Origin of the sequence: Pseudoalteromonas sp. NZS100, from assembly GCF_015864815.1 — a bacterium.
GTDB classification, from domain to species: domain Bacteria; phylum Pseudomonadota; class Gammaproteobacteria; order Enterobacterales; family Alteromonadaceae; genus Pseudoalteromonas; species Pseudoalteromonas distincta.
In genome coordinates, this window is sequence record NZ_JADYWM010000004.1 from 224,204 (window position 1) to 237,542 (window position 13,339).

A 13,339-nucleotide genomic window follows, 5' to 3' on the forward strand; every position below is an offset into this window, starting at 1 on the left:
CCGCTTACATTGAGCTATATTTTTCACGCAGTTGCTGGCGAACAAACTCAGCGACTGTGTTAAAAATGAATGTGAATATGAATAGTACAAAGGCCGCTAAGAACAATATTCTGTAATGCGAACTACCTACTTCTGACTCAGGCATTTCAACTGCAATATTTGCTGCAAGCGTACGCATACCTTGGAAAATGCTCCAATCCATAATCGGTGTATTACCCGTTGCCATAAGTACAATCATGGTTTCGCCAACGGCGCGGCCAAGTCCCATCATTACCGCAGAGAAAATACCAGGGCTTGCTGTTAGTAATACAACACGTATTAGTGTTTGCCACTGTGTTGCACCTAATGCTAATGAGCCATTTGATAAATGCTTTGGAACACTAAATACGGCGTCTTCTGCAATTGAGAATATAGTTGGAATAACTGCAAACCCCATCGCAATACCTACAACCAGCGAGTTACGTTGATCGAATGTCATACCTAGCTCATTTGTTAAGTACTGACGTACATTGCCGTCAAACATCCAAAGCTCAACAAATTCACTCATCGCAAACGAAAACCAGCCAATAAGTAAAACGACCGGAATAAGGATAATTGAATGAGATCCTTCAGGAATTCGATGACGAATTTTGGTTGGTAATTTAGTCCAAGCTAAACCTGTCGCTAACATACCTAAAGGTAATAATATGAGTAACCCAACAATTGCAGGTAAGTGCTCTTCTATCAATGGAGCTAACCAAAGACCGGCTAAAAAACCTAAAATAACGGTGGGTAATGCTTCCATTATTTCAACAGTAGGCTTAACTACCTTACGTAATTTACTCGACATAAAGTATGCCGTGTAAATTGCCGCCGAAAGCGCAATAGGCACTGCAAATAACATCGCGTAAAGGGCTGCTTTTAATGTACCAAACGAAATTGGAACTAATGAAAACTTAGATTCAAAGTCATCACTGGCTGATGTTGACTGCCATATATAACCTGGCTCTGGGTAACCTTCGTACCACACTTCTTGCCAAAGCGCTGACCAAGTAACTTCTGGATGCTCGTTATGTATTTCTAATACTGTTAGTTTGTTATCCGCTAAAATTAATGCAGCATTTGAACGCGGTGAAATTGCAAAGTTTTGTATTGCGCCTTCACTTACTTTACCTTGCCATAATTTTGCTTCGCTTGTTGTGTAGTACACCCCAAGCTCACCGTTACTGCTGGTCGTAAAAAAAGTACGACGGTAGAACTCTGTAAATACATTTAATTTACTTTGCTTAGTCGTTTCAAATGAACGTATTTTTTGATATTCGCGGCCAGTGTCAGTGTTAACTTCAAACCACTGCGAAACTTCGCCGTTATCATTGGCAAGCATTAATGAGTTTGCACCTGCTAGTAATTGTGCAGATACAATATTGGCATTTTCTTCGTTAGCTGAAAGTAGCTGAATTTGCTCTACATCACTTGGGTCACGTGTATCGTATACGTAAACTTGATTAGCAGAACGTACAAAAGTACGGGTTGTATCTGGCGACATTAATAGCTCATCTACACGCCCTTCAACATCTAGCTCTGTGCGCTCAACAACCCACTCAACTTCGCCAGTAAACATATTCTCTTCAGCAACAAAACTGCTAAACAGCACCCGTTTGTCTTCTGTAAGTGCGACAACGGCTGTTCTGTCTTCATAGTGGCTAAATGCAAAGCGTTTAATAGCTGCGCCTTGTTCATCTACTTCCAGAGCCATTTCCCCAAGAGGAAAGTCTAAACGAGGCGTTAATTTACGCTCGTTATTAGGAAAGGTGACCAAAAATTTAGGTGCTACGACCATTACAGTGCCATCTTTTAAACCAAACGCATAATGCCCTTGAAAAGGCGCGCTAGTTGCAAAGCTTGTTGCATCACTTGGTAGCTCGGCGTTTAATGTTTTAAGCTTTTTACCAAAGCTGCCATCTTGCACACTGTAAAAATCAACCTGCCCTTGCTGACTTAATAAATAAGCAACTTCAGTTTGCTCTTCTACACCAAGGCCTGCTATTTGCTGCGAATTAGCGACCTGAAAGCTATCGCGTTTTTCTACTTTTGCTGATTCAAAAATTGGCTGTACTACATAAAGAAGGTAAAAGAATATTAATAGCAGTGCTACCAATACCATTATCCCACCTGCGGTTATACCAAATTTGGCAAACCGATCTTTAAATAGACGGCTTCGATCCGTATTAAAAGTCGGTTTATTCGGATTTGAAGTCATCAAAACACCCTTAAATCTTAACGTTGTATAAATTATATTTCATCAAGATGACAGTAATGTTACAGCAGTAATAATAAGCACGTTAAAACGGTTTTAAATAAAACTAGCGAAGAAAATCGCTAAATAAGTCTCATATAGATGATTTTTAAGTGAACTAAATTATAAAATAATTGGACAAAGCATTTATCGAGGTCAATACTAAAAGAGTACTTACTAAATAAGAATGACTATTAATACCACGTATAGTCAACACAACCATATTCATTTTTATTATTTTAAAATCAACGATTTATAAAAAGTGCAACAACACACAATTTAGATTAGACAATACACTTAATGCCTATGCATTTACTTTCTTTGGGCTTAAAAAGAGAATTATTTATGAAGCAGTTGGTTATAACTATTCTAGGGCAAGATCGCCCTGGTTTAGTAGAGAGTATCTCATCCGTCGTGTTACAAAATCATGGCAACTGGCTAAGCAGTAACTTAAGCCATTTATTAGGTCATTTTGCAGGTATTATTCAACTTGAAGTTGCTGAGGAACACTTTCAATCATTACAAAGCGCTTTAAATAAGTTACCTAAGTTAGACGTTCGAATTGAAACCGGAAACACAGAAATTGAACCATCAACATTAGAACAAATCAATCTGGTTATTACAGGTAACGATCGCCCAGGTATTGTTCAAGAGTTGGCGAGTGTAATACGCCACAAAGGCGCTAACATTACTCATTTAAATTCAAGGCAGCAAAGTGCGCCTAATTGGGGGGTGCCTATTTTTAGCGCTGTTGCTACCGTTACTTTACCCAATGGTATGAATAAAGATGAAGTCATTGAAGCATTGGAATCAATAACAAGTGATTTAATTGTAGATACAGAAGAAGTTTGACATCCCTATGTGCGTGCCACACTGTTGACACGCATATTATTTTAGCCAGTTTATCAAAGCCCTCTGCGGGTTATTTAACGCAGACATAAAATAAGCCGATGCAAGCATCGGCTATTTTAAATAGTTATCTTATAAAGCTACATATCCATATGACGATTCGTACTTTGCATCATTTGCTTTATACCTTGCTTTTCCAGCTCTAGTATTTGTTGCAGCTTTTCTTGGCCACTTTGAGTTTCAGCGCGCTCAAGTAAGTATTCGTATAATTCAATTACCTTTTGATGCTGCTCTGATAAATAAGCTTGAATAACTTTCTCATCAAATTGCTGGTCTTTACTAATGTCTTCGAAAGTAATTAGCTCAGGATTTTTAGCAAAGTATTCATAACAGTACGTATCGAGCGTATTTATTTCGGTTATCGCTTTAAACCCGACTAAATCTTCAGCGAGTATTTTTTCGTAATTTAGGTAGTAGTCCACCAGCATTGCATTATGTTCATCGAGTAAATCCTTTACGCTATGAAAATTAGCCGCCATTTGCGTATGAAACAAAACGGTCCAATCGTATACCTCTTTAATTGTTTTAACTTGCATGTGCATTCCTTACTTAGTTGACTGTATAGGTACTACATTGCGTAAAGCGTGCCAATTAAAAAACCATTTAAAAACAGAAGGTTAATTTTAAAGCGAATATTAATTAGCAATTTAATAGAATAACTTACAAATTATAGGTAATTTTTATAGAGCAATGCGTGAGTAGTAACAGCATTGCTCTATCGTCTTGTTGTTTTATATTATTTAAGTCCTTGTTTGCGCCACAGCAAGTAAACAGCAGGAATAACAAGTAAGGTGAGTACAATTGCACTACCCATACCGCCAACCATAGGCGCAGCTATTCGACTCATTACTTCGCTTCCGGTGCCCGTGCCATAAAGTACAGGTAATAAACCGATAATAATTGTCGCGACAGTCATCATAACCGGGCGTACTCGAAGCCCTGCACCTTCAATAATAGCTTGCTGTAATTGCACTAAACTAAGTGGCTTACCAGTCTGCTCTGCTTCGATGCATTTTTCTTGATAGGCTTGGTTTAAATACACCAACATAATGACCCCTATCTCTACCGCTACCCCAGCTAAGGCAATAAAACCTACACCCACTGCAACTGAAAAGTTAAAGCCCTCTAAATACATTAGCCATACGCCACCAATCATTGCCAGTGGCAACGTGGCCATAATAATAGTGACCTCAGCAAAGCTTCTAAAATTAAGGTAAAGCAATACAATAATAATCGCTAATGTAAGTGGTAATACATAAGTCAGTTTGTCTTTAGCGCGCTGCATGTATTCATACTGCCCAGCCCACGTAATTGAGTAGCCAGCTGGTAGTATTAGGTCTTTATCGAGCACTTGCTGAGCGTTCTCAACGTAAGTACCGATATCAACGCCATCTATATCAATAAAACTCCAACCGTTTAAACGTGCATTTTCGCTTTTTATACCAGGCGGTCCATCTTCAATAAATACATCGGCTACATCACCAAGTGCTATACGCTGCCCTGTAGGCGTTACAATGGGTAACAACATTAGCTCTTCTGGCGAGTCTCTGTATGCTTGCGGATAACGTAAATTAACAGGGTAGCGCTCTTGCCCTTCTACGGTTTGAGTTACGTTTGTACCACCTATTGCAGTAGATACAACTTGCTGTACGTCGCTAATGTTTAAACTATAACGCGCCGCTTTTTCACGATTTATATCTACTTTTATATAACGCCCACCTGCTACTCGCTCTGAGTAAACCGATGCGGTGCCTTGCACATCTTTTAAAAGCACTTCTATTTGTTGACCAATTTTTTGAATTTCACTCAACTTTGGTCCCGCAACTTTAATGCCCACGGGAGTTTTAATACCGGTTGCGAGCATATCAATACGTGTTTTAATTGGCATTACCCACGCATTAGTCAACCCCGGAAACTTAACCAAACCGTCGAGTTCTTTTTTAAGTTTTTCAAGAGTCATCCCCTCGCGCCATTCGTTTTTTGGTTTTAACTGAATAAACGTCTCTATCATTGTAAGCGGCGCAGGATCTGTTGCTGTTTCTGCTCGCCCAACTTTACCAAATACTGTTTTAACCTCGGGTACTGTGGCAATTAGCTTGTCGGTTTGCTGTAGTATTTCGCGCGCTTTACCTACCGATAAACCAGGATACGTTGTGGGCATATACATTAAGTCGCCCTCATCGAGTGGCGGAATAAATTCACTGCCTATTTTGTTTACCGGGTAAAAGCCAATAACAGAAACAACCACCGCGAGTACCAATGTCATTTTTGGAAATTTAAGCACCCAGTTAAGTAGTGGGCGATACGCTGCGACGAGTAATCGGTTAACTGGATTTTTTTGCTCCGAAATAACTTTACCTCTAATAAAGTAACCCATTAATACCGGCACTAAGGTAATCGCAAGCCCAGCAGACGCTGCCATAGCATAGGTTTTAGTGTAAGCCAGTGGCGCAAACATACGTCCTTCTTGCGCTTCTAAAATAAATACCGGCATAAAGCTGACGGTAATAATTAATAAACTAAAAAATAATGCAGGACCCACTTCACTCGCCGATTTAGCCACAACCTCCCAGCGGTTTTCGTTGGTAAGTGGCGTTTTTTCCATATGTTTGTGCATATTTTCAATCATGACGATAGCGCCATCAGTCATTGCGCCTATCGCTATTGCAATTCCCCCTAAAGACATAATATTGGCGTTAATCCCCTGCCAATACATAATTATAAATGCCGTTAAAATCCCAAGCGGTAATGTAATAATCGCCACCAGCGATGAGCGCACATGAAACAAAAACACCACACACACTAAAGCAACTACAATCAGCTCTTCAATTAGCTTACTTGTTAGATTATCTACCGCGTTATTAATTAAGTTGGAGCGATCGTACACAGGGACTATTTCAACACCCTCTGGTAATCCCTTTTTAAGCGATTCTAATTTTGCTTTTACCAGCTCAATAGTTTTTTGTGCATTTTCGCCATAGCGCATAATAACGATGCCGCCGGTCACTTCGCCTTCGCCATTAAGCTCTGCAATACCACGGCGCATTTGCGGCCCGACTCTAATATCAGCTACATCACGCAATTGCAGCGCAGTACCGTTGGCGTTTACACCAAGCGGAATAGCTTCTAGGTCGGCAACACTTTTAATGTAGCCGGTGCTTGTTACCATGTATTCTGCTTCAGCCATTTCAACTACCGAGGCACCCATCTCTTGGTTGCCTTGTTGAATAGCCGTTTGAATAAGGCTAAGCGGGATACCATATGCGCGTAATTTATCAGGCTCTACATTGACTTGGTATTGCTTAACCATGCCACCAACAGCAGCCACTTCAGAGACTCCTGGTACGGTTTGTAGCTCAAACTTTAAAAACCAATCTTGTAAGCTTCGTAGCTGACTAATATCGTGTTTATTTGTTTTATCAACCAGTGCGTATAAGTAAATCCAACCTACGCCTGTTGCATCAGGACCAAGCTCTGGCGTAGCGCTATCGGGTAATCTACTCGCTACTTGGCTTAGGTATTCTTGTACTCGGCTACGCGCCCAATACAAATCAGTTTTTTCATCAAAAATAACGTAAACGTACGAGTCACCAAAAAACGAAAAACCTCTTACGGTTTGCGCACCCGGCACAGAAAGCATTGCTGTGGTGAGAGGAAATGTGACTTGGTCTTGCACTACTTGCGGCGCTTGCCCCGGGTAAGTAGTTTTTATAATGACCTGAACATCAGATAAGTCAGGCAAGGCATCCACGGGCGTATTTTTTAGTGCAAACAATCCTCCACCCAGTAAAATTAATGTAAGCAACAACACAAAAAAGCGATTGCCAACAGACCAGCGAATAATGGCAGTTATCATAATGGCTCCTAGTGAGAACTGTGTTGCATAGGTTGCATAGTAGAATGATCAATCGCCTCTGCGTTTTGCGCGTTAGTAATTACAAATTCATCATTAATAATGCTAAAAGTAAAATTAATATACTGGGCATTTTCAAACTTGGTAATATCAATATCTGGCGCTAATACAAAGTCCATTGTGGCGGGTTCTCGATTCCATTTTTCAATGGCTTCTCGGCTAATATTTATAATGCGATTTTGTGTATCTATGGCATTAATAGTGCCGTTAACCGTGGCGCTTTGTGGCAGCATATCCATGTTCATATTAAAGCCTGAACCAGAATCCGAGCTCATACCTGAGCTAATGCTAGAACTAGGCATTTCCATTCGTTTAAAGTCGGAGCTCTTACTTGACTCAGAATCTATTAAAAATTGCGCTGAGGTCACTACCGTGTCACCTGTCGTCACACCTGACAAAATGACCGCTTCATTACTATTAATTTGCCCAACTTCGACTTCTACCGATTTAAAACGACCCTCACCTAATGCAATAACCACACGGTTTTGATGCTGCGTGCGAATTACCGCTTCTTTAGGGACTGTAAATTGCGCCTTACTCGCTTTAGCGTGAATGCTCACTTGTGCAAACATATTTGGTTTTAACCGATGATCTGCATTTTCAAACCTGAGCCTTACACGCAGAGTCCGGTTTTTAGCATCAAGCGCGGGGTAAATGTAATCAACCTTACCTTCCCACTTTTGACCTTTTAAGTAATCAAGCGTCATCGTTACAGGTAAACCAACGCTCACTTGTTCTGATTGGCGCTCGAACACTTCGGCCTCTACCCAAATTTCATCAAGCTGGGCAATACTCATCATTGATGTGCCTGGTTTAACGTAAAAGCCTTCTCGTACTGTTAGCTCATCTACCACACCACTTTGCTTTGCGTAAAAAGTAATATTTTGCATTATCTTTTTATTTTTTTGTAAGCGTTCAATAAATCCATCAGACACATTTAACGACTCTAAACGTGCCTTTGCTGCGCGAATTAACACGGTATTATTACGATTCACTGCCAATAAAAACTCTTCCTGTGCATTCACCAATTGTGGTGAATACAAAGTATATAAAGGCTCACCGGCTTTAACTTGTGCACCCTGCGCTTTAACGTACAAGCTTTCAATCCAGCCTTCTACACGCGGATGAATGTGAATAAGTTGGTCTTGGTTATATTGCACATACCCCACAGTATTTATATCGCTGTGAAGTGTTTTAAGCTCTACTTTGGCAGTTCTTACACCCAAGTTATTAATGACTGCAGGCGAAATAGTTACTGCACCTGGTCCATCCTGAGCGTTGCTATCGTTTTCATATACAGGGACTAAATCCATTCCCATTGGCGACAGCCCTGGCGCGTCACGCCTGTAATTACTATCCATAGGGGCTACCCAATATAAGGGCTGTTTTTCAGCGCTTTGCTGTTCATGCATTGCCGAGTTACTAGGTAAAAACTGCATTACTAAGGCGCCAATTAACGCAAATGCGCCCGCACCGACTAAGGCGGCAACAAATAACTTTAAATTAGTATTCACTATGTAATTCTCCAGTTTGTCCTGCCATTACTTGGGGGTCTAAGCTACTTGCATAATAATTAAGGCGAGCGGTAATAATATGCTGATCTACTTGAATATTAAGCGCGTCTATTTTGGCGTTAAGCTCACTAATACGCGCGCGCATCACGTCAGAAAAATCCCCATCGTCGCGCGTATAAGCATTTAGTGTTGCTTGAGATTGCTCTGACATTTGCGGTAATAACGTATTTTGATAAAGCGCATCGCGTTTTTGCAAACGAGCGAGTTGGCTAAACTCCTTAAAGTACATGCCTTTGAGTTTTTGAAGCGCCACCAGCTTTTGTGTTTTAGTAGCTTCTGCACTAGCAATAGCCGATTCAACCTGTTGATCTTGTCTGTTATCAGTAAACAATGGCAAATCAATGCTAAATCCTACTGAAAGTAAATCAGCTCGCGACTCCCCCATAGGCGTATCATCTCGGTAACCATAACCCACATTAACGCCCATTTGAGGTTTGTAACTTTGCTTGGCGAGTGCAACTTCGGTTTGCTTTGCGGTGACGGTTTTATCTATCGCAATAATTGCGGGGTGCGCCATAAGCAACTGTATTAATTTATCAAATTCAAGGTTTTCAAAATCAACAAGCCCTGTGGTTTTAGTAAACTCGGTGTTTAAAGGCTGCATAAGCATATTCATAGGTAACCACTGTGCTAAACGGTTTTTAGCACTTTCAAATTGCTGCTCAAGCATAACCAGCTTATCTTCAAGGCGAGTGAGCTCTAATTGCGCACGAATAATATCTTGCTGGCGTGTTTTACCTAAGGTACTTGCGTAGCTTGCTTCGGTAATTTCAATAAGCTGAGTAAATAGCCCTTTATCTTGCTCAATTAAAGCAATACTTCGCTGAGCACGATACGCGTTTAACCACGACTCAATCACAATTGCTTTTACTTGTGCTAAGCGATCGGCGCGCTGCCAAGGATATTGTTGAGCAGACTGAGCTAATGCCTTTTGTTTAAGTGCTAAACTATCCCCTCGGCTAAACTTTTGGCTCAAATCGACTTTAAGCTGCGTCATCCCTTCTTGATCAAACGCATAACCGTTAGTAGGTAAGTTAAGTAAGCCAACCGTTAAAACAGGATCGGGTAAGGTGCCTGCGGCAATACTTTGCGCTATTGTGGCATCTTCTTGGTAGCCACTCGCTTTTAGCCATGGCTCATGCGTTAGTGCATAATTAAGCGCTTGCGTTAAGCTAAGCGTTTGCTCATTGCGGGCTTGCTTTAGCGTATCGATATTTAGGTTATTTGAATTGTTTTGCGCATTAACAGCTGTGCTAAATAACACAACACTACATAATACGGCTTTAATACTTACAGCGTGGTTCATCACCTGCTCCATCTAAAAATAAAAGAAATTCTTAAATTAGGAAGCAAAAAAGGTGTTTAGGAATTACCAATAAACGGGGTTACCGCAATTTTTACATACACCTATCCTGCTATTAAGCAGACATGGGAGGGCGGTAGAGTGAACGAGGTATATTAATTTGTGTAGTAAATACACTTATATTTACTTTTTCAGATTCAAGTAAAGTAACGCTAAATAAAGTATCAACATTAAGCATTGAATTAGCAGCGCAGCCACTGATAGGGCATTTGCAATCATTTTGTGGCGTACTTTCGTCGTCGCAACAATCCATCTGCATCATATTTTCAGACATGCTAGCGACAGCTGTTGTATCACTACTTTGTGTCATTGGCATTTGGGCATGCATTGCTGTTTTCGTTGGCATATGTGGCATTTCGCATACCATAGCTACAGACGCAACTGCCTGACCCACAAAAGTGAGCAGTAAAGTTATCATGAGTAAACTAGAGTAAAAACGTTGCAACATTATGCCTTTTAATAAATTTTAAAATGATTGTAAGATAACCTAACGGCAACCACAAATACTTTAATTATGTAGACTGCGGTTTTTCAGGTGTTTTAATTAAGTTACTCGCTATAATTGCAAATATACAATATGCGCTAAAATACCAAAAGCCCTCACCAAATTGGGCATTCATAACAAGTAGCTCACCACTTTTACCATGAGCGTTACCTGCTAGGTAAGTCACTATTAATGCAATAACAAATACATCAACCATGCTCCACTTACTTAATGCACAAATAACCAGACCGAGCTTTTGCTTCAACCCATTCAAAGGTAGGCAACAATAAAGCAATTGTAATAGCAGCTTCAAGCTTGGAATAACAATAGAAAACAAACCCACTAAAGCAGCTACAAATAAATTATTATTGCTAGCAAGCTCTTTAACTGTGCCTAAAATACTTTGTGTTTTGTTATAGGCGCTAATCTCGCCCTCTAACTTATCAAGCCCTAGCATATTCGAGAACATCATTAGCATACTGCGAGTTCGACCATCGCCCTCTTCAGCAAGCATTTCAATGCCCGCTTGCGCTAGTTTTGATTTATCTATGTTGCCCTCTATTGTTAATACTGGTTTTGTAATACCAGGAAATAATAAACAAAGAGCAACCACTACACTTATAACCGACAACCAATTACGCATATTTATTCTGCTATTGCCTCAATAATGTCATCACTGTATAAAACAGCATCCAATAAAAAATTAAATATATCGCCAATATGCAGCTCTGAGTTTATGTTGGCCAAATGGACCATAGCTTCATCTATATTATCTAATTCAAACTCTTTTATAAGCGATAAACAGTTCCCTAAAATGCCGCTCTCTAATAGTAACGCATCAGATATTGCAGCATCTAAAGTAAACTCTTTAACTATATCTTTTAATTCAGCATCTAAAATAGCATCAAGCACCGAGAACAAACCCACCAGATACCCTTGCTCGGTCAACTCTTTATTATCTTGCTCCAATATTAGCGACATAAATTGAGCCCGCGTTAAAGCAAGCTTAGTTAATTCGGTTGGTTTTTCGACCCCCAACTCACTAATTGCTAATACGCGAACAAATTGTCTTATTGTGTCCTCACCTAAATAAATAACCGCTTGTGAAATAGACGTAATGACTAAATTTGCTTTGCCTGAACGCGCGTTAGCTAGCTTTAAAACCCTCGCTGTTATGGCGACATCTCTGGCCACTCGTTGATGAACTTCTTTAAAGCAAAGTGTTTCTTTTGCTGTAAAACGCAATAGATCAAAAACGGTTAGCTTTGAAGGCTCTACACCTTTATACGTAATCATTTCTGGGCGAGAAAAAAAGAACCCCTGAAATAAATCGCAGCCAGCCAATTTTAATACATTAAATTGTTCATGCGTCTCTATTCGTTCAACAATTATTTTTGCATGTGGATTTGCGCGTTTTATTTTTTTAATGCGCATATTGGTTTTAATAACCGGATCATCTATCTCAATTTTTATGTAATCAACATGTGCTAACAGTGGCTCCCATTTTGGATCGCCATCGTAATCATCAAGTGCAAAAACATAGCCTTCTTTTTTAAGTTCTTGCACACGCTCAGCCACCACAGGAATATTACCCGTGCGCTCCACTATTTCAATAACACTATTTTCTGGCAATAAAAGTTTGGGGAAGTTATCGAGAATAGTTTCTGATGACAAGTTTATAAAAGCTAAATGATGTGCGGTAAGTCTATCTAAACCAACCAACATTAAAGCATTAAAAAACAGGCGGCTTGTCGCATGGACATCAGAAGTGCCTACAGGAAACGCATTATTGGCTGAGTCTCTATAAAGCAATTCGTACGAGAAAACATTTTGGTCTATATCAAAAATAGGTTGCCGCGCAACAAACTGAGTTATTTTTTGTGCTTCATCAGGTATGTTATGTAATTTCACTTGGCTCTAAACCTATAAATAAAAGATGGCAAAACAGCCAATAATATGTGTACTTTAATGCAACACGCATAAGATAAATATAGTCGTCATTGCAAAAATGTTAAAATTACACAACACTAATATAAAATATTAATATAAAAGGTAGAGATTTGACTAACTTTATTCGATTATTAGCACTGAGCCCTCTGCTATTTGTATTTTTTAGCTATGCCAGCATTAACCCTACTCCTCTCAAATATAATGTTAGCGCGTCAGGGAGTCATTATCCATATTATACAAATGATTCAGAAAAGCCTGGCATATTACCCGAAATTATTGAAAAAGTACTCGATGATGCCAATATTGCAGCTTCTCATATCGGCCTACCTACAAAGCGTATTACCAAATATTTACAAGATGAAATAATCGATTTTGATGTTATTTCATTAGAATGGCTCTCAAAGAGTGAGAGAAATGACCCTCGTTATGTTTTTTCAGAGCCGCTCATTTATGCCACAGAAATGATTGTTACCTTGCCTAAAAATGCCCTGCACTGGCAAAGCGCTGATAGCTTGAAGGGTAAAAATATAGGAACGGTACTAGGTTACTATTACTTTAATGACAACACCTTTGAGCGTGTTGACTTTCCATCCGAAAAAGAACTTATGACAGCCCTATCAAGAAACCGTGTAGAAGCGGCACTAGTAGGTAAGTTAACTGCGATCTATTGGGCAAAGCAGTTAGGGATAAACATTGCCTTTGGCGCACAGCATTCCCATGGTTTTTTAAGAATTCGCTTATTGAGCAAACACAAAGAATTATTGCCCCAGATAAACCTAGCAATTAAAAACCTTCACGCTCAAGGATATATAAAAACTATTGAAGATAAGTATATGAGTAATATACCCACACAAAATTAAGGGACTAATGG

The 13,339-nt window shown here is 39.7% G+C and carries 10 protein-coding genes; 2 read left to right on the forward strand and 8 right to left on the reverse strand.

Annotated elements, in window-relative coordinates:
- Positions 1-4: 4 nt before the first annotated feature.
- Positions 5-2,239 carry an ABC transporter permease subunit gene (locus I6E69_RS06035; RefSeq protein ID WP_033020494.1) on the reverse strand — a complete coding sequence of 745 codons (2,235 nt, stop codon included), beginning with the start codon at positions 2,237-2,239 and terminating at the stop codon, positions 5-7.
- A gap of 381 nt (positions 2,240-2,620) precedes the next feature.
- On the opposite strand from I6E69_RS06035, the gene I6E69_RS06040 reads away from it, so the two are divergent.
- Complete coding sequence (locus I6E69_RS06040) at positions 2,621-3,127, forward strand: glycine cleavage system protein R (protein WP_002957843.1); 507 nt, start codon at positions 2,621-2,623, stop codon at positions 3,125-3,127.
- Positions 3,128-3,264: 137 nt separating this feature from the next.
- Here I6E69_RS06040 and I6E69_RS06045 read toward each other — a convergent pair whose 3' ends face one another.
- The 7 genes from I6E69_RS06045 to I6E69_RS06075 form a co-directional block, all read right to left on the reverse strand.
- Positions 3,265-3,720 carry a hypothetical protein gene (locus I6E69_RS06045; RefSeq protein WP_197120823.1) on the reverse strand — a complete coding sequence of 152 codons (456 nt, stop codon included), beginning with the start codon at positions 3,718-3,720 and terminating at the stop codon, positions 3,265-3,267.
- Positions 3,721-3,920: 200 nt separating this feature from the next.
- Entirely contained in the window at positions 3,921-7,040 is a 3,120-nt protein-coding gene (locus I6E69_RS06050; RefSeq protein ID WP_197120824.1) for an efflux RND transporter permease subunit, read from the reverse strand.
- A gap of 8 nt (positions 7,041-7,048) precedes the next feature.
- Positions 7,049-8,611, reverse strand: coding sequence for an efflux RND transporter periplasmic adaptor subunit (locus tag I6E69_RS06055; RefSeq protein WP_197120825.1), 1,563 nt, complete (start codon positions 8,609-8,611; stop codon positions 7,049-7,051).
- Positions 8,601-9,977, reverse strand: coding sequence for a TolC family protein (locus tag I6E69_RS06060; RefSeq protein ID WP_197120826.1), 1,377 nt, complete (start codon positions 9,975-9,977; stop codon positions 8,601-8,603). Before I6E69_RS06060 ends, I6E69_RS06055 begins: the two co-directional genes overlap by 11 nt.
- 112 nt (positions 9,978-10,089) lie before the next feature.
- Positions 10,090-10,452 carry a hypothetical protein gene (locus I6E69_RS06065; protein WP_307734244.1) on the reverse strand — a complete coding sequence of 121 codons (363 nt, stop codon included), beginning with the start codon at positions 10,450-10,452 and terminating at the stop codon, positions 10,090-10,092.
- A gap of 94 nt (positions 10,453-10,546) precedes the next feature.
- Positions 10,547-11,161: a paraquat-inducible protein A gene (locus I6E69_RS06070; protein WP_002957849.1), complete on the reverse strand. Its 615-nt coding sequence runs from the start codon at positions 11,159-11,161 to the stop codon at positions 10,547-10,549.
- A 2-nt stretch (positions 11,162-11,163) separates the two neighbouring features.
- On the reverse strand, positions 11,164-12,429 hold the full coding sequence (locus tag I6E69_RS06075; protein ID WP_197120827.1) for an EAL and HDOD domain-containing protein: 1,266 nt from the start codon (positions 12,427-12,429) through the stop codon (positions 11,164-11,166).
- Between the two features lie 149 nt (positions 12,430-12,578).
- On the opposite strand from I6E69_RS06075, the gene I6E69_RS06080 reads away from it, so the two are divergent.
- On the forward strand, positions 12,579-13,328 hold the full coding sequence (locus I6E69_RS06080; protein WP_197120828.1) for an ABC transporter substrate-binding protein: 750 nt from the start codon (positions 12,579-12,581) through the stop codon (positions 13,326-13,328).
- Positions 13,329-13,339 lie beyond the last annotated feature (11 nt).